We start from the raw sequence: 18,086 nt of genomic DNA, 5'->3' as shown, positions 1-18,086 counted from the left end.
GGTCGGCCTAGTGGCCGTTGAGCGTGTCGTCGGCGGCGGCGTCGAACTCCTCCGACGCCTCCTGCACGCTCTTCGCGCCCGAGGCGATCGAGGAGAACAGCGACTCGATCTCCCGGTTGCTCTCGATCGCGGCCCAGTTGGGGTTGGCCGGCACGGACTCCGAGGTCAGCGCGGCGGTGAAGAACGCGCGCTCGATCTCGCTCAGATCGGACTGCGCCGCCTCGATCCCCTCCCGGCTGTTCGGGATCCAGCCGTCCACGCCGTGGACGAAGTCGCGCTGCACCTCGGGGCTCGCGGCGACGGCGATCCACTGCCGGGCGAGGTCGGCGTTCCGCGACTTGGCGGCGACGGCCCAGTTCGAGCCGCCGAGCACCACCGGCTGCGTGCCGCCGTCGACGCCCGGCATCGGGAAGGTCCCGAGCTCGTCCTCCGACAGCTCCGGGTTCGCCTTGAGGACGCCGGCGACGCCGGTGGTCAGGATCGCGGAGGTCTTGCCGTCGGCGAAGATCTGGTTCTGGTCGGGGTCGAGGGTGTTCAGCGTCGCCGACGAGGCGCTGGAGTAGGCGTTCTGGAACTCCTTGAACGCCTCGAGACCCGACCGCGAGGCCCTCGAGCTGAGCGCGGACCACCAGGTGTCGCCGTCCTGCATCGCGATCCGGCCGCCCGCGTCCCAGACGAACTGCAGCCCGGCGTACCAGTACTGCCCCGGGAGGTAGAAGGCCGAGAAGTCGGGGGTTCCGGTGTGCGCGGCCTTCACCTTGTCGAGCGCGGCGGTGAGCTCCTGGTAGCTGGTGGGGAGCGTCATCACGCCCGCCTCGGCCCAGAGCTTCTTGCTGTAGACGACGGCCCGCGCGCCCGCGAAGCCGGGGACGGCGAAGAGGTGCCCGTCGAACGTCGCCGGGTCGACGAGGCCGTCGAGCCAGGTCTGTCCCTGCGCGAGCTCGTCCCGGTGGTCCGTCAGGTCGAGGAGCCCGCCGTTCGCGGCGTAGCCGGCGACCTGGGTGTTGCCGATGTCGAGGACGTCCGGCGGGGAGTCGGTCGCGAGCGCCGTCGAGACCTTCGTGGCGATGCCCTCCCAGGTCTGCACCTGGACGTCGACCTCCGCCCCGGTGGCCTTCGTGAAGCGCTCGTCGACGGCGGCGAGGGTCTCGGGCGAGTAGTCGCCGTCCATCGTCCAGACGGTGAGCGTCCGGCCCTCCTCGCGCGACCCGTCCGGCCCGCCGTCGCTCGGCGTGCAGGAGGTGAGCAGGAGCACGCCCGCCACCCCGAGGGCACCGAGGGCGACCGCCCGGCGCCGCACCGACGCGCTCTTTCCGACCAGGTTCTTCCAGACCACAGTTCTCTCCTCCGTAGGGGTGCCGCGGCGCGATCCGGGATTCTGCGCCAGTTGCGACGGAGTTAGTAAAGGACCCTTGCGAACCCCTGTCAACGAGGCTTCACTGACAGGCGCGAAGAGTCGCATCCCCCGCGCAGAACGGAGACCGCCGTGCCCCTCCTCCTCCCCCGACCCCGCTCGCTGCGCCCGGAGACCGGCGAGTTCGTGCTCTCCGCGAGCACCCGGATCGCCTACCCGGACGCCCTCGCCGGCGCTGCGCAGCTGCTCCGCGCCGCGGTCGGCCGGGCGACCGGATCCGCCCTCGAGCGCGGCGACGAGGCGACGGCCGGCATCCGGCTCGCGCTCGACCCGGCGCTCCCGCCGGAGGGCTACCGCCTCCGCGTCGACGACCGCTCGGTCGTCCTCACCGCGGCGGGCGCGGCGGGCGCGCTGCACGGCGTGCAGACGCTGCTCCAGCTGCTGCCGCCGGCGATCCACCGGTCCGCTCCCCTGCCCGGGATCCGCTGGGCGGTGCCGGTCGTGACGATCGAGGACGAGCCGCGCTTCGCCTGGCGCGGGATGCTGCTCGACGTCGCCCGGCACTTCCTGCCCGTCCGTGAGGTGCTGCGCCTCATCGACCTGCTGGCCCTGCACCGCCTGACCGTGCTGCACCTGCACCTCACCGACGATCAGGGCTGGCGCCTGGAGATCCCGCGCTACCCGCGGCTCACCGAGGCGGGCGCCTGGCGGCGGCGGTCGCAGGTGGGCGCCGGCCCGACCGCGGGGCAGGACGACCGGCCGCACGGCGGGTACTACCGCCGGGACGACATCCGCGAGATCGTCGCCTACGCCGCGGCGCGGGGCGTCACCGTCGTCCCCGAGATCGAGCTGCCCGGCCACGCGCAGGCCGCCCTCGCCGCCTACCCGGAGCTGGGGGTGCGGGGCACGCCGCTCGAGACCTGGACGGAGTGGGGCGTCAGCTCGAACGTCCTCAACGTCGAGGAGAGCACGATCGAGTTCCTCGAGGACGTGCTCGACGAGGTGATCGAGCTGTTCCCCTCCCCGTACGTCCACATCGGCGGCGACGAGTGCCCGAAGGACCAGTGGGCGGCCGACGCCCGCACGCAGGAGCGGATGCGCGAGCTGGGGATCCCGGACGAGAACGCGCTGCAGAGCTGGTTCGTCGGGCGCATCGGCGCCCACCTCGCCCGCCGCGGGCGCCGACTGCTCGGCTGGGACGAGATCCTCGAGGGCGGCCTCGCACCCGGCGCGACGGTGCTGTCCTGGCGGGGACGGGTGGGGGCGGTGGCGGCGGCCCGGGCCGGCCACGACGTGATCGCCTGCCCCGAGGACACCGCCTACCTCGACCACCGGCAGTCCGAGGCGGCGTCGGAGCCGATCCCGGTGTCCACCGTCACGACGGTCGCCGATGTCCTCGCCTTCGACCCGGTCCCGCCCGAGCTGACCGCCGAGCAGGCCCGGCACGTCCTCGGCGGGCAGGGGAACCTCTGGACCGAGCACGCCGACTCCCCGCGCACCCTCGACTACCTCGCCTTCCCCCGGCTCTGCGCGCTGGCGGAGGCGCTCTGGTCGGGCGGGCACCGCGACACGGAGGACTTCGAGACCCGGCTGGCGCACCACCTGGCCCGGCTCGACGCCCTCGGGGTCGAGTACCGCCGCGCCGACGGACCGCTGCCGTGGCAGACGCGGCCCGGTGTCCCCGGCCGCCCGATGACGCACGAGGAGGCCGCCGAGCAGGTCGCGCTGCTCACCGCGGACATCGCCGGCGGTGGGGACGGATCCAGTCCCTAGCCCGAGAGGCACAGGGTCATCGAGCAGGAATCCGCTCTCCGAGCGGTCCTCCGCGGCCGGGAAGGCGGGCCTCCGAGATGTGCCACAGCCTGTGGCACCTTCGCCGTGGGCCACGTCCGAGTCCTCATCGACGAGCGCGAGGGGCAGCAGGTCGACGGCTCGGACTTCTCCATCGATCTGCTCTTCTTCCACATTCGTCAGCTCCGGTACGTCGTGAACGAGCTGAAGAGGGGCGCGTTCGCCCCCCCCACTGGGCGGCTCGGGTCCTCCCTCGCGCTCGTCGACGACCAGCCCCGCGGCGACGTGCTGTCCGGCGGACGGTGGGATTCTCATCCGCGGTGGCCGTCGCCACCTGCACTCACGAACCCCGGCCGACGGAGGAAGACCGAGCAGTCGACGTCAGAGCCGGCTTCATCGCGGCGAGCCGACCGACTGACACCGCCGCCGCGGAGGTAGGGATGAACCTGCTCGAGATCGAGCAGTCAGCTCGAAGGGCCGTGGACGAGCGGGGAGCCGTGTCCTGCTGTTGGGACTACGCGCCGTCGTTCGGCAACGGTCCGTTCCGCACTGTGATCTGCACCTCCGTCAATGACGCCGCCCAGCACGGGCTGCCGCACGACTACCGGCTGCGCGACGGCGACGTGCTCAGTCTGGACTTCGCGGTGTCGGTCGACGGCTGGGTCGCGGACGCAGCGGTGACCACGATCGTCGGACGGAGCCGTCCCGGCGACGAGGTGCTGATCCGCTCCACCCGCGAGGCTCTCGCGGCGGGCATCGCCGCCGCCGTGCCGGGCAACCGCGCCGGCGATCTGTCGGCCGCGATCGGCGCGGCCTCCGCCGCGGGCTACCCCGTGAACCTCGAGTTCGGCGGGCACAGCGTGGGCCGCACGATGCACGGCGACCTGAACATCCCTCAAGACGGGCGGGCGGGCCAGGGTTTCCGGCTGCGCCCCGGCATGGTGATCGCGCTCGAACCCTGGTGGGCGGAGACGACGTCGCGCGTCCGGATGGACGCCGACGGCTGGACCGTCCGCTCGGCCGACGGGAGGACAGCCGCCCTCATGCCGAATCGCGGACCACCAGGGTCGTGCGAAGCGTCATCTGAACGGATGGCCCGCCGTCGATGCGGGCGAGGAGCAGTCGAACCATCTCCTGGGCGATCTGCGCGAAGGGCTGATGCATGGTGGTCAACTCCGGAGTGCTCTGCACTGCGGCCTCACTGTCGTCGAAGCCGCCGACCGCGATGTCGCCGGGGACGCTCAGACCACGGCTGCGGATGGCCTCGATCGCCCCCGCGGCCATCAGATCGTTCGCCGCGAAGACGGCGTCGATCGTCCCGGCCTCGTCCAGCAGGGAGTTCATCGCCACGGTCCCGCTCCTCCTCGACCAGTCGCCTCCGCGCCGGAGCGAGGGGTCGTAATCGGAGCCCATCGCGTCGACGAACGCCGCCTCGCGCCGCTGGGAGCCGTAGGCGTCGTCGGGCCCGGTGATCAGCGCGATCGACCGGTGACCCCTCCCCCGGAGGTACTCCGTCATCTGCAGACCACCGTCGTACTCGTCGCAGGCGACGTAGCTGAGATCGCGGTGGGACGGGCCGGGGACGCCGCAGAAGATCGCCGGGATCCCTGCGCGCTGGATGCGCTTCAGCATGCTGCTGTCGCCGTGCCAGGACACCAGGATGACGCCGTCGATCTGGCCGGTCGAGATGAAGTCGAGGGTCCGGTCGCGCTCCTGGTCCGTCGCGGCGAGGAGGATCACCATCGACGTGTCCTGGGCGGCGAGCTGGTCGGAGGTCTCGCTCATCAGGGTGGCGAAGTTCGGGTCGGTGAACAGGCGCTGCACCGGTTCGCTCAGGAGGAAGGCGACGCTGCCGGAGCGCCGCATCTTGAGGCCCCGGGCGAGGACGTTCGGGCGGTAGCCGGTCTTCTTGATCGCCGCGTCCACCGCGCGCTGGGCCTCGGGGCTCACCCACTTGCCGCCGTTGATGGCCCGGGACACCGTCCCTCGCGAGACTCCCGACTCCGCCGCGACGTCGTCGATGGTCGGTCGTCGAGGGGGGTTCTGCGCTGCCATCGTGGGCACATCCTAGGGCGGGGGCGGCGGCCGGGCCGGGCGGCTCCGGAGTCCGGTGCCCGCAGCTCCCGGCTCCGGCTCCGGCTCCGGGCAGCGGTCAGCGGTCAGCGGTCAGGCCCGCCGGAGCACGACCTCGAAGCGAGCGCTCTCGCGGATCTCGACCGCGACGTGCGGCGGGGCGCTGACCTCGAGAACCGGCAGCGCGCTTCCGCGGCCGCGCCGCCAGGCGACCTCGAAGCGGCCGGCGGGCGACTCGAACACGGTCCGCGCGTCGTCGATCCCCTCGAGCAGGTGCGGGTCGACGACGACCGACCGCCAGCCGATGCTCTCCGGGGCCTGCCTCAGGCCGGCGACGTCGCCGAGGAGCCACTCGTCGACGGCGCCGAGCATGAAGTGGTTCTGCGACGCCACGCCCTCCGGTCCCGTCGGGCCCTGCCAGGACTCGGTGAGGGCGGTGGCACCCGTCGCCAGCTGGTGCCCGTAGCCCGGAGCGTCCGGGCGGCGCAGCATCCGGTGGAGGAGATCCGCACGGCCGGAGTCGGTCAGCGTCCGGATCAGCGGGCTGAGGCCGATCTCGCCGACCGTCACCGTGTCGCCGTCGGCGTGGATGCGCGCCACGAGCTCGCGCACGATGCGCCGGCGCTCGTGCTCCTCGAGGCCCGCCACGGTCGAGGCGAGCGCCCAGCTCGCCTGGCTCCCGCTCCCCCAGATCCCGGTCCGCCGATCGCGGAAGGTCTTCCGGACGCCGTCCCAGAGGCGGGTGGCGTGCCGCGACCACTTCTCGGCGAGGGCGTCCTCGCCGTTGACCGCAGCGCAGCGCGCGGCGGTCCGCAGCGCCTCGGCCCAGGCATGGGTCGCCACGAAGGCGCGCGGCGTGCTCGTGTCGATCTCGATCCAGTCGCCGAGCCCGATGTCGAGGACGCCGTTCTCGGCGCGGGCGGCCAGGTGCTGCAGGTAGCGCCGCATCGCGGGGAGCGCGACCCTGATGGCGGCGTCGTCGCCGTAGTGCCGGTAGAGCTTCCAGGGGACGTCGATGATCGAGCGTCCCCAGTTCGGATCGTCGCGGAAGGCCGTCGCGTCGCCGCGGCTGCCGAAGGTGTCGAAGACCACGAGCTCGGGGACGGTGCTGGGCACCAGTCCCGACGGGGTCTGCGCCTCCAGCATGTGCCGCACGGCGTCGGAGAGGTGCGCCTGCACGTCGTAGCCGCGCGCGAGCCCGCCGAACACCAGGGACAGCTGCTCCACCCAGCCCAGCTTCTCCCGGTGGGGGCAGTCGGTGAAGACGCTGTACATGTTGCTCTGGATCGCCCGGTCCACGATCCGGTGCAGATCGTGGAGGAACGGGTCCGAGGAGGAGAACTCGCCGACGCGGCGGTTCTCCGCCCGCAGCACCTCGAAGCCGATCTGCGGGTCCGGAGCCGTCGCCGGCAGGCCGGACACCTCGAGGTACCGGCCGCCGTGGTAGACGAACGAGGGCGCCCAGTCGGTGCCGTCCGGGTCCACCGCGGAGCCGCTGAAGGTGTCCCGGATAGGACCGCCGGTGGTCGACTGGTCCGCGCGCCCGGCGTCGTCGAGGAGCTCGGACGGGGCGAGGCGGATCTCCGCTCCGTCGGGCAGCGACGCAGTCCGCAGTCGGGGGCGGCCCGCGGCGTTCACGCCGAAGTCGACCACCCGCACGTCGGCGACCCGGCGGACATCGACGGGAGCGAGGGTCTCGGTGACGACGATCGGCGGAGCGGAGCGCCACCACGGGTCCACCGCGTCCGGGACGACGGCGGCAGGCCCCCACTCCCCGGCCGGGCGGGAGCCGACGTCCTCGCCGCCGTACCAGTGCGCGACGGTCGTGCGGCCGAGCCGGGCCCGCCAGCCGGCATCCGTGGTGATCACGGTGACGCTCTCGTCGTGTCCGACGATCTCGAGCCGCGCGCGGACCCAGGGCACCGATCGCTCGGCCGCGAACTTGGTGTAGCGGCCGGGGAGGCGCGGGACGTGCGCGATCCCGCCGCCGAGGGCGAAGCGCAGCACGTTCTCCCCGGGTGAGAGGGACGCCGCCACGTCCCACGCCGCGGCGGGGACTCCCGTCGCGAGGTCGGAGTAGCCCGGCTCGAGCTGACCGCGGATCGCGGCGGCGCCGTTCAGGGTCGGCACGACGACGCCCGCCGCCGTCAGGTAGAGGCGCGCCCGGAGGACCGGGACGCCGAGGGAGAAGCGCTGCTCCAGCTCGGGGAAGGCGCCGGCGGTGTCGCCGGCAGCCCACGCGGCATGGCTGATCGCCTCGGCCCCCCACTCCTCGGCCGACCACAGCGGCGCTTCGAGGGACGCGCTCGCGCTCCACTCGATCGCGCCGCCCACCACGACTCCGACCCGCCACCACACCCGCTCCCGGCTCGCCAGGGGCGCGGCCGGCCAGCGCAGCAGCGTGCCCTCCGCGGCGGCGACTTCGACGGAGAACCGGTCGGCGCGATCCCGCTCGAGTGCCGCCCGCGAGGACGCGCCCTCGACGACGAAGCGCTCCGGCGGCCGGTCGCCGCGGATCCCCCAGCTCAGGACCGGCGCCGCCACCGCGACGCCGAGAGGGTCGACGAGACCGCTCGCCCGGAGACCGTAGGCCGTCGTCCTCTCCGCGGTCATGCGGCGACCCACCGGTACCAGTGGGTCACCACGACCGAGTCGAGCGAGAGGAGGGCGGAGGACTCGCTCCGCCGGCGTCGCTCCGCGGTCTCGGCGAGGCCGATCCGGGCGTCGGGCGACATCGGCAGGATCTCCAGCACGAGGTCGCCGGAGCCGAGCTCGTCCAGGTCGAGGAGCCACGGCCCGCCATCCCAGAACCGGTCCGCCACCACCTCGCCGTCGACGAGGACGCGCGCGACGTCGCCCGCCCAGTCGATCTCGAGTTCGCGGCGCCGAGCACGCCGATCGACGTCCAGGAGCCGGAGGCGGTAGCGGGCCGCCGAGGAAACGAAGTGCTCCTCGCGCGGAGCGGAGGCGCGCGACTCCGACTCCCCGTACGACGCGGGCACGTCGCCGCTCTCGCGGATCGGGGCGATCTCGACGTCGGCCCGGGCCCGCTGCTCCTGCGCGGCCGATCCGGCGAGGGCGACGAAGCGCTGCAACCGCGGATCGTAGGCGCGGGGTGGGCGAGAGCCGTGCCGGAGGTCCCCGGTGATCCGGCCCGCTCCGTCCGTCCACACCGGGTCCTCGGACAGGATCAGGCGACGCTCCCCCGAGACGGCGTCCACGAGGACGGTCGCCTCGTCTCCCGCGTCCGCCGAGAGCAGGAGCACCGTGAGCGCCCCCTCGGCGGTCCGAGCCCTCACCCGCACGGGCTCGTCGACGTCGAGACGGAGGATCCGGCCCTTCTGCCGGACGCCGTCGACGTCCAGCTCCGTGCCCTCGGCGAAGGCCAGCTCGGTGGTGATGCCGCGCGCCGCGACCAGCACCAGCGTCGGCTCCGCCCCGTCGAGCAGCGTCAGCGGAGTGGCCGTCGCCCAGTCGAGCCTGACGCCCCCGATCGTGAGGCGCACCGGCCAGGTCGCCAGCGTCCCGGCCGGGACGGGCGTACTGACGGACGGGAAGCGCACGGTCTCGTCGTCGAGGCCGATCTCGAGGACGACGCCGGGATGCTCGGGCAGCGGCTCGTGCGGCTGATGCCAGGTGACGAAGACGAACCCGCTCGTCCCGTCGCTGCGCAGCGCCCAGCGCAGCGTGTCCGTGTCCTGCTGGTCCGTCGGCCGCTGGTCGGGCAGCGTCGAGGGCATCTCGGCGAGCTGCTCGCCGAACGCCTCGAGGAAGGCGTGCTGGCGCCGCAGCAGCGCGAGGGTCGGCGACGGCCGGCCGCTCGCGCCGATCGGCGCGCGGAAGTCGTAGTCGAACCGCGGCAGGTCGTTCGGGTAGCCGGTCGCGTGCGACTCCTGCAGCCCGTCCGTCAGGGCGCTGCGCGGGTTCGTCCCGCCGGCGAACATGTAGTAGCCCTGCCAGGCCGAGCCGTTGCCGATCTTGGTGTGCGCGACCGCGGCCACGTCGAGCGGCTGCACGTGCGGCCTCCGGTGGTAGGCCGTCGCCATGCCTCCCCCCAGCTCGCAGGTCGCGGCCGGATAGTCCGGTGAGGCGGCGCGGGGCGTGATCGCCGGCGTCCCGCGGACGTCGGCGCCGATCCCCGGGTCGTCCCAGGTGTGGCTGAAGAAGAAGTGCTCGCGGAAGGTGCTGTCCCAGGGAGCGTCCGCGTCGACCCAGAAGCCGTCCGCGTAGCCACCGAACAGCGGCAGCACCTCGTCCAGCGGCAGGTCGGCGCCGCCCCAGCCCGTCGACGTCCAGATCGGCGCCGTCAGCCCCGCCTCCCGGGCCAGGCCCTTCAGGGTCCGGATGTGCTCGGGCTGATCGTAGATCTCGTTCTCGATCTGGATCGCCACCACGTTGCTGCCCGGCCCGCACCGCGACGCGAGCTCACCGCCGAGCGCGCCGAACCAGTCCCGGACGAGCGCGAGGTATCCCGGGTCGTCGGTCCGGTGCTCCACCTCGGCGGCCTGCACCCAGTCCGGGAACCCGCCGTTGCGGACCTCGCCGTGGCACCACGGCCCCACCCGCAGCACGACGTCCAAGCCGACCTCCGCGCACAGGTCCACGAACGCGCCGACGTCGAGGTCCCCGTCGAAGCGGCGCTCCCCGCGCACCTCCTCGTGGTGGATCCAGATCACGTAGAACGCCACGACCGTCACGCCGCTCGCGCGCATCAGCCGCAGCCGCTCCTCCCACCGGGCCCGTGGCACGCGGCTGTAGTGCAGCTCACCGGAGACGGGGATGAAGGGCCGACCGTCGCGCAGCACCGAGCGGCTGGTCAGCCGCCAGCGGTCGTGGCGGTCGACCGCGTTGCTCATCGCCGGCGCGTGGCGCGGCGCCTCCCACGGGAGGTGGCGCACCGACGCGGCTGCGGTGACGTCGTGGGGTGCTCGGGTCATCGGGTACTCCTTCGGGACTGCCGCTCGAGAGAGCGAGTGAGGCGCACTGCTGGAAACGCTCCCAGCACTGGGAGGCCGTTCGCGTCGGCGCTTGGGGCGTGAAACGTTCAAGAAAGAGTCTTGCAGACTTTGTTACGCTGTGTAACCCTGGGAACGATCCCAGTAGGACGGGCTCCCACCCCTCGATGAAGACGGACACCCGATGCACACTGACACGCAGAGCACTCCTCCCCGGGGAGAGGGCGCTCGATGAGCACGACGCAGGCTCCCGCCCCCGTCGTCCCGCCCGGCGCCGAGCCGCCGACCCGACCGAGCAGGAGTTCTCGGGGCCCGCATCGGGCCGGACCGCGCACGCCCTGGTGGTTCGTCGTCCCGGCACTGGTGCTCTACGCGCTGATCGTGCTGTGGCCCAATCTGCAGGGCCTCTTCTACTCGTTCACCGACTGGGACGGACTCGGCTCCGCGTGGAGCCTCGCCGGCGTCTCGAACTTCTCCCGCGTCCTCCAGGACCCGAACACCCTGCGCGCGATCGGGAACACCTTCCTGATCACGGTGATCGTCACCGTCGGGCAGAACCTGATCGGGCTCCTGCTGGCCCTCGGCCTGAACACGCAGGTCCGGAGCCGCTACGTGCTGCGACTCGTCTTCTTCCTGCCTGTGGTCCTGACCCCGATCGTCGCCGGGTTCCTCTGGAAGTACCTGCTCAGCCCCACCGGAACGGTGAACGCCGTCCTGGAGGCGATCGGCCTCGGCTCATGGAAGCAGGACTGGCTCGGTGACCCCTCGATCGCGATCTACTCGATCTGCGCCGCCATCATCTGGCAGGGAGCGGGCTACTCGATGGTCATCTTCCTCGCGGGCCTGCAGGGGGTGCCGGAGGAGACGCTCGAGGCGGCGGCCATCGACGGCGCCGGCCCGCTCCGGCGGACCGTCAGCATCGTGCTGCCCCTGATCAACGGGTCGATCGTCGTGAACGTCCTGCTCACGCTGATCTCCACCCTGAAGCAGTTCGACACGGTCTTCGCGATGACGAAGGGGGGCCCGGCCGGAGCGACCGAGACGATGGCGACCATCGTCTACAAGACCGCGTTCACCTACCTGCAGTACCCGACGGCCCTCGCCCAGGGCGTCGTCCTCACCGTCGTCGTCGGCGTCATCGCCTTCGCCCAGTTCCGCCTGACGCAGCGCAAGGGAGACCTCTCGTGAACCGCTACACCGTGCGCACCGGGATCCTCGAGGCCGTCCTGATCCTCACGGGGGTCGTGTTCCTCATCCCGTTCATCGTGCTGTTCTCCGTCGCCCTGCGCGACCCGGACGGCGCCGTCGGATTCCTCGGCTTCACCTGGCCCCTCAACTTCGGCAACCTCGCCGTCGCGTGGAGCACGTCCGCCCTCGGTGCCAGCCTGGTGAACAGCGCGATGATCACCGTGGTCTCGGTCGTGCTGATCATCGCGCTGAGCGCGACGGCCGGCTACGTCGTCACCCGATCGACCCGCTACTGGTCGCGCGGGGCGTTCTACCTCTTCCTGGTCGGCTTCCTGTTCCCGGGCCAGCTGGCGCTGCTCCCGCTCTACCTCTGGTTCTCGCAGCTGGGCCTCGTGGGCTCTCCCGTCTCCGTCATCCTGATCAACGCCGGCGGCTTCCTGCCGTTCGCGATCTTCCTGTACTCGGCCTTCCTGCGGGATCTCCCGCGCGACTACGAGGAGGCCGCCACCATCGACGGCGCGCGCCCGAGCCGCACCTTCGTCGCGATCGTCTTCCCGCTCCTGCGGCCCGTCACCGGGACCATCGCGATCCTCTGCGGGCTCTCGGTCTGGAACGACTTCTTCACGCCGCTGCTCTACCTCTCGGGCAGCGGGACGACCACGGCACCGCTCGCGGTCTACAGCTTCGTCAGCACCTACAGCGCCAACTGGCCGCTCGTCTTCAGCGCCCTGATCATCTCCGTCATCCCGATCCTCGCCGCGTACTTCCTCCTGCAGCGCTTCATCATCAAGGGCTTCGCCTCCGGTCTGAAGGGCTGATCCCCCTGTCCTCGCATCCGCTCCACCGTCCTGCTCGCCTGCAGGAACCGCTCCCGAAAGGAACCCCATGTCACCGATGACATCCCGGCGCTGGCTCACCGGCGCCGCCACCCTTGCGCTCACGTCCGTCGTACTCGCCGGCTGCTCCACCAGCACCAGCACCGGCGGCGGCTCCGGCGATGAGAACACCCTCACCGTCGGCATCAACGGCGGAACCGCCATGGAGACCGTGCTCGACGGCTTCGAGGAGGCGAATCCCGGCATCACCGTGCAGCTCCAGGACTCCCCCGACAGCTACCAGCAGGTCACCGCGACCCAGCTGACCGGCGGCACCGCGCCGGACGTCGTCCAGGTCTTCCCCGGGACCGGGAACAACGTGAGCGTCAAGATCGCCGGACCGAAGGGCTTCTTCAGCGACCTCAGCGACGAGAGCTGGGCGTCCGAGCTGCCCGCCTCCGCCGTCGACCTGCTCTCCACCCCGGACGGCGAGCTCGTCGGCGTGCCGATGACCTTCTCGTCGATCGGCGCGATCTACAACACGGGAGCGCTCCAGGAGGCCGGCCTCTCCGAGCCCACCACCTGGAGCGAGGTGCTGCAGTTCTGCTCCGACGCGACCGCCGCCGGGAAGGTCGCCTTCGGGCTCGGCCTCTCCGACACCTGGACGACGCAGCTCATCCCGTACGCGCTGACCGCGTCGCTCGTCTACGCGCAGGAGCCGGACTTCGCCGAGAAGCAGACGGAGGGCCAGGCGTCCTTCACCGATTCGGCCTGGCGCACCGCCTTCGACAAGTACCTCGAGATGAACGAGGCGGGCTGCTTCAACCCGTCGCCCAACGGCACGGCCTACGCGCAGGTGCAGGAGGCCATCACGCAGGGGACGACGCTCGCCACCGTCTCCGTCGCCGCGGAGACCAAGGGCATCGCCTCGCTCGGCGGCTCCGACCTCGTCCTCGACTACGCGGCCTTCCCCGCGACCGACGACGCGGCCGACACCTATCTCTCCGCCACCGTCGGGCCGTCGTTCGCCGTGAACGCCAAGTCCTCGAAGCAGGAGCTGGCCAAGAAGTTCCTCGCCTACCTCGCCAGCCCCGAGACCCAGATCGCCTACGCCGACGCCTACGGCGACACCGCGGCCCTGCCCGGCGACCTGCAGCAGTCCTCGCAGGTCGCGCAGCTCGTCTCCGGCTACGTCGCCGAGGACAAGGTGGCCAGCTGGCCCGACCAGCTCTGGCCCAGCACGACCGTCCAGCCCGCGATGTTCGACGGGGTCCAGGCGCTCTTCACGGGGCAGTCCTCCGTCGACGACGTCCTCGGGAACATGGACGCCGCCTACCAGTCCGCCGCCGGATAGCGCGAAGGGGAAGAGACACCCGCAGACATGCTGGTCGAGTAGCCCCGCAGGGGCGTATCGAGACCCAGCCGCCCCGAGGACGTCGGAGCTCCCTCGGCGTACGGCGGGGCCGTGGCGCACGACCGCTCATTCGGAGCAGGCGCACGGCGATCTCGTCGTCCCCTCGTCAGGAGGGGGCGGCGACATCGCCGTCTCCCCACCCGAGCCGGAGGGATCGGGGGCAGGTCGCCTCCACTGCACGACAGCGCTCGGCGGCGCTTCCCCTGCGGCCTTCGGGACACCCCTCTGGCGCGGGAGAGCGGAACGGCGGGAGAATCGGACCGATGCCTCAGACGATCCTCTGCCGCTCGATGCGACCAGTGACGCGACCCATTCGGCGACCGCGTCCCGGGCGGAGGGCCTGATGCGTCCGGAGGTACTCTTCCTCGGCGGTCGATCCGGAGTGGGCAAGTCCTCCGTCGCAGCGGAGGCGTCTCGTCTCCTCACGACGGCCGACGTGAGTCATGCGGTGATCGAGGGCGACAACCTCGATCAGGCCCATCCGGAGCCGTGGCGGCGGGGACTCGCGCTTGCGGAGAGCAACCTCGCGTCGATGTGGAAGAACTACTCCGCCGCCGGTTATCACAGGCTCATCTACACCAACACCGTCAGCGTGCTCGAGATGCGGACGCTCACTGCGGCCATCGATCCCGGCGCGCGACCGATCGGCGTTCTCCTGACAGTGGAGGACGCCGTGGCTGCGCATCGCCTCGGCCGGCGAGAGATCGGAACGGGGCTCGACGACGCGGTCGACCGCAGCAGAGCGGCGGCCGTGATGCTCGACTCCGAGGTGCCGCCGACGGTCCATCGCGTGGTCACCGACCACCGGCCCGTTCATGACATCGCACTCGAGGTCCTCGCACTCACCGGGTGGCACTCGTCGGACTAGGGACGTGTCGGTCGCTACTTGTCCCCCGCGATCGTCGGGGGGAGTCCCCGCGACGCGCGCTCCTCGTTGAGCAGCTCCTCGATCAACGGCTGCTTCGCCGCGGTGTACTCGCGGCCGTCCTCGAGGGAGGCCAGCGACTCCTTGAGCGATCGGTAGCGACGGCGCGCGTCCGGATCATGGATCAGCTTGTCCCGGAAGAGCCGCTGGTCGCAGTGCGTCCACTGCTCCGGCCGGAACACGTGGAGGATGTGCGTGCGGTGCCGCTCGCCGTCGAGCTTGACGTGGACGACGTGGTTCTTGGGACCACTTGTGTGACGCACGTAGCCGATGCGTGCCAGCGGTGCTTCCAGATCGGTAGCGGCCGTCCCATGCCGTGATCTGGCAGCGAGATCGATGATCGGCTTCGCGGTGAGCCCCGGCACCGCAGTGCTCCCGATGTGCTCCACCGAGGTGATGAGACCCGCGAGCGCCTCCGACACGCGCGCTGCTTCTCGCCGATACCGATCCGCCCAGCTCGGTTGGTACTCCCGCAGATCGATCATCGAGCTCGACGCTACAACCCGTGCGATGTGCTCGGAGGAGCCGGTCTCTCAGGAGGGGCCGCCGAGGACCGGCCGGTGCACGAGCGCTCCCGCACCGATCAGCGGTCCCTCGTCGCCGAGTCCCGTGCGGCGGACGGCAACGTCTCGGGAGTAGTCGAAGAACGCGCCGGCCCATGCGGCGTCGCGGACGGCGTCGAGGTACCAGGGGGTCACCCGCGAGAATCCGCCGCCGATCGCGACGGCACCGAGGTCGAGCAGCGTCGCGACGCTCGCGATCGCGGTGCCGACGGCGGTCGCGGAGCGTCGGACGGCGGCGAGGGCGACTGGATGATCCGCGGCGCAGTCCCGCGCCAGATCCTCTCCGCTCGCTCCCGCCCACCCCCGGCGCCGCGCCCACTCCACGCTGCTCGGACCGGAGGCGACGCCCTCCAGCGTCCCGTCCGAGTCGCCGTCGCCGTCGCCGTCCGGATCCGCGATGCGCATCTGGCCGATGTGCCCGGCGTTGCCGGAGACACCGCCGACGATCCTGCCGTCGAGGACGATCCCGCCGCCGATCCCCGTCGACACGACCAGGCTCATCGACGACGAGGTGCCGCTGGTCGCGCCGATCCACTGCTCGGCGACCGCGATGCACGTGCCGTCGAGGCTCAGGATCGCCGGGCGTCCGGGGACGACAGCGCCGACCTCGTCGCGGATCGCGACACCGTGGAGCAGCGGGAGGTTCTTGGGCAGGATCCGGCCCTCGACGAGATCGACCGGACCGGCGGAGCCGATGCCGACGCCGATCACGTCGGCGGCGCCGCGGGCGGCGAAGGAGTCGTCCAGACAGCTCCGGACGGCGAGGCGGAGACCGGCGGGGGTGAGCTCGCGACCGGTCGGGCGCCGGCTGCGCGAGCCGGGGACCAGCCGGCCGTCGGCTCCGACGAGAGCAGCCTCGATCTTCGTCCCCCCGATATCGACGGCGAGCGCCACCGCACCGGGCGTGCTCACTCCTCCCTCGTCATGGCGGACCCTCGGCGATGCGGCATCAGCGCTCACGGATCACCGCCACGCCTCCGGCGGCGAGCGGGACGCGCTCCGCGTGCTCCGCTCCCGTGAGCAGGTCGGTGCCGGACGCCTCCGCCCAGCCGTCCGCCTCGGCGTGGTTGATCAGGAAGAGGTAGGAGGCGCTGTCCGAGGTGCGCCGCACCGCCTCCGTCCCCGGCGAGACGACGGCGACGGGGTCGATCCCCGTCTCCTCGAGGATCCGCTCGATCAGGGCACCGAGATCGGCCGGCGCGAGGTCGGCGGAGAGGTACCAGGCCGCGCCGGCTCCGACCGAGCGCCGGGTGACCGCCGGGGAGCCGGCCATGACGCCCTCGGCGTAGCGCGCGACGACGTCGGCGTCCTCGGCGTGCAGGAGCTCGCTCCAGCGGTGCGCTCGCCAGCCGTTGTCCAGGGTCAGGTTCTCCGAGTCGGTGAGCGGGTGGATCTCCTCGCTCCTCACTCCGAGCAGCTCCCGGAACGCACCGGGGTAGCCGCCGGTGCGGACGGTGCTGTTCTCGTCGACGATGCCGGAGAACCAGGTGACCAGCACCGTCCCGCCCGACTCGGCGTACTCCGCGACCCGGCGCGCGTTCTCGTCGGAGATCAGGTAGAGCCCGGGGACGACGACGAGCCCGTAGCCGTCGAGCGAGGACCAGGCGGGCAGGACGTCCGTCGTGACGGCCCGCTCGAACAGGGCGTTGTGCACCGCGCGCGCCGTGTCGGCGTAGCTCTGACCCCGGATCGGCTTCAGCCCGCTCTTCAGCGCCCAGCCCGCCTCGTTGTCGTGCAGCAGGGCGACCCGCGCACCGGTGACGACCGAGCCCGCGATCTCGCTCATGCTGCGCAGGTGGGCGCCGAGCCGGACGACGTCGCGGAAGGTCCGCGAGTCGCGGCCGGCGTGCGGCAGCATCGCCGAGTGGAACTGCTCGGTCCCCGACCGGGATGCGCGCCACTGGAAGAACATCACGCTGTCCGAGCCGCGGCCGACGTGCGCGAGGGCGTGGCGGATCATCTCCCCCGGCTTCTTCGGCTGATTGATCGGATGCCAGCTCGACGCGCCCGTCGCGTGCTCCATCAGCATCCACGGACCGCCGCCGGAGATGCCGCGCATGCGGTCGCCGCTGAAGGCGAGCTCCTGGTGCCGCAGGGGGTCGGGACCGTAGGTGTAGTGGTCGTTCGCGACGATGTCCATCTCGGGAGCCCAGCGCGCGTAGTCGACCACGTCCGGACCGAGACCGACCATGAAGTTGGTCGTCACCGGCAGATCGGGGGTGTGCCGCTTGAGCACCCGGCGCTCGGCGCGGTACTGCTCCAGGAGCTCGTCCGAGGAGAAGCGCTCGTAGTCGAGCAGGTGCCCCGGGTTGTGCGCGGTGACCCCGCCCGGGGTGGTCACCTCCTCGAACGACGAGTAGCTGTTGCCCCAGAAGGCCATGCCCCACGCCTCGTTCAGCGCGTCGACGGTGCCGTGCTTCTCCTCGACCCACTCGCGGAAGCGGGCGTTCGACACCGGGCAGTGGCAGCGCGCGTTGCCGCCGCCGAGCTCGTTGCTGACGTGCCACATCCGCACGGCCGGGTGGCCGGCGACGTGCGCGGCGAGGCGCTCGACCATCCGCAGCGAGTAGGAGCGGAAGACCGGGCTCGACGGGCAGAAGCCGAGTCGCCCGCCCGGCGCCAGCGGGTGCCCGTGCTCGTCCTGCGGCAGGATCTCCGGGTGCAGGCGGTGCAGCCACATCGGCACGGCCGCGGTCGGCGTCGCGAGGTCCACGGCAATGCCGTTCTCGTGCAGGAGGTCGAGCATCCTGTCGAGCCAGGAGAAGTCGAAGACCCCCTCCCGCGGCTCGTGGACCACCCAGGAGAAGACGCCGAGGGTGACGAGGTCCACCCCCGCCTCGCGCATCAGCGCCATGTCCTCCAGGGCGATCTCCCACGGCCACTGCTCGGGGCTGTAGTCGCCTCCGAAGGAGAGTCCGGTCGTGGGCCGGATGTCGAGGGTGCTCATGCGGTGCGGTGTCGCTTTCGTGAGGGGTCGGTCGGGAGTCGGATCGCGGGTCGGATCGGGT

The 18,086-nt window shown here is 72.0% G+C and carries 12 protein-coding genes and 1 pseudogene; 6 read left to right on the top strand and 7 right to left on the bottom strand.

The features are described from left to right. Positions 1-7: 7 nt before the first annotated feature. Positions 8-1,336, bottom strand: a complete 1,329-nt coding sequence (locus tag EDF22_RS18955; RefSeq protein ID WP_221180974.1) for an extracellular solute-binding protein — start codon at positions 1,334-1,336, stop codon at positions 8-10. Between the two features lie 150 nt (positions 1,337-1,486). Here EDF22_RS18955 and EDF22_RS18950 point away from each other — a divergent pair, with 150 nt between their 5' ends. Together EDF22_RS18950 and EDF22_RS21490 are read left to right on the top strand one after the other, a co-directional pair. Further along, a complete protein-coding gene (locus tag EDF22_RS18950) occupies positions 1,487-3,127 on the top strand; it encodes a beta-N-acetylhexosaminidase (RefSeq protein ID WP_123706378.1) in 1,641 nt (546 codons plus the stop codon). A 77-nt stretch (positions 3,128-3,204) separates the two neighbouring features. After that, positions 3,205-4,101, top strand: a pseudogene (locus EDF22_RS21490) (M24 family metallopeptidase); the annotation flags it as partial. An 85-nt stretch (positions 4,102-4,186) separates the two neighbouring features. Here EDF22_RS21490 and EDF22_RS18935 read toward each other — a convergent pair. The 3 genes from EDF22_RS18935 to EDF22_RS18925 form a co-directional block, all read right to left on the bottom strand. Further along, positions 4,187-5,200, bottom strand: coding sequence for a LacI family DNA-binding transcriptional regulator (locus EDF22_RS18935; RefSeq protein WP_123706376.1), 1,014 nt, complete (start codon positions 5,198-5,200; stop codon positions 4,187-4,189). A gap of 111 nt (positions 5,201-5,311) precedes the next feature. Beyond that, positions 5,312-7,831: a family 78 glycoside hydrolase catalytic domain gene (locus EDF22_RS18930; RefSeq protein ID WP_148059244.1), complete on the bottom strand. Its 2,520-nt coding sequence runs from the start codon at positions 7,829-7,831 to the stop codon at positions 5,312-5,314. Beyond that, on the bottom strand, positions 7,828-10,155 hold the full coding sequence (locus EDF22_RS18925) for a beta-galactosidase (protein ID WP_123706374.1): 2,328 nt from the start codon (positions 10,153-10,155) through the stop codon (positions 7,828-7,830). The genes EDF22_RS18930 and EDF22_RS18925 overlap by 4 nt, the downstream gene beginning before the upstream one ends. Positions 10,156-10,404: 249 nt before the next feature. On the opposite strand from EDF22_RS18925, the gene EDF22_RS18920 reads away from it, so the two are divergent. The 4 genes from EDF22_RS18920 (at position 10,405) to EDF22_RS18905 (ending at position 14,458) form a co-directional block, all read left to right on the top strand. Next, the gene (locus tag EDF22_RS18920) at positions 10,405-11,361 is read left to right on the top strand and encodes a carbohydrate ABC transporter permease (RefSeq protein WP_123706373.1); all 957 of its coding nucleotides are present in this window, start codon (positions 10,405-10,407) and stop codon (positions 11,359-11,361) included. After that, a complete protein-coding gene (locus EDF22_RS18915) occupies positions 11,358-12,179 on the top strand; it encodes a carbohydrate ABC transporter permease (RefSeq protein WP_123706372.1) in 822 nt (273 codons plus the stop codon). Before EDF22_RS18920 ends, EDF22_RS18915 begins: the two co-directional genes overlap by 4 nt. 67 nt (positions 12,180-12,246) lie before the next feature. Beyond that, positions 12,247-13,530, top strand: a complete 1,284-nt coding sequence (locus tag EDF22_RS18910; RefSeq protein ID WP_123706371.1) for an ABC transporter substrate-binding protein — start codon at positions 12,247-12,249, stop codon at positions 13,528-13,530. A gap of 442 nt (positions 13,531-13,972) precedes the next feature. Further along, a complete protein-coding gene (locus EDF22_RS18905) occupies positions 13,973-14,458 on the top strand; it encodes an adenylyl-sulfate kinase (protein ID WP_260303569.1) in 486 nt (161 codons plus the stop codon). Between the two features lie 14 nt (positions 14,459-14,472). Here the strand turns inward: EDF22_RS18905 and EDF22_RS18900 are convergent, their stop codons facing one another. From EDF22_RS18900 to EDF22_RS18890, 3 genes are read right to left on the bottom strand one after another with little or no spacing between them, the layout of a single operon-like run. Beyond that, entirely contained in the window at positions 14,473-15,000 is a 528-nt protein-coding gene (locus EDF22_RS18900; protein WP_123706369.1) for a GrpB family protein, read from the bottom strand. A 48-nt stretch (positions 15,001-15,048) separates the two neighbouring features. Continuing rightward, positions 15,049-15,990, bottom strand: coding sequence for an ROK family protein (locus tag EDF22_RS18895; protein WP_260303568.1), 942 nt, complete (start codon positions 15,988-15,990; stop codon positions 15,049-15,051). 37 nt (positions 15,991-16,027) lie between these two features. After that, positions 16,028-18,025 carry a beta-galactosidase gene (locus tag EDF22_RS18890; RefSeq protein WP_123706368.1) on the bottom strand — a complete coding sequence of 666 codons (1,998 nt, stop codon included), beginning with the start codon at positions 18,023-18,025 and terminating at the stop codon, positions 16,028-16,030. Positions 18,026-18,086 lie beyond the last annotated feature (61 nt).

The sequence above is a fragment of the Rathayibacter sp. PhB127 genome, assembly GCF_003751665.1.
In the GTDB taxonomy this organism is placed as follows: Bacteria; Actinomycetota; Actinomycetes; order Actinomycetales; family Microbacteriaceae; genus Rathayibacter; species Rathayibacter festucae.
This window is presented reverse-complemented; position numbering and strand designations above follow the sequence as displayed.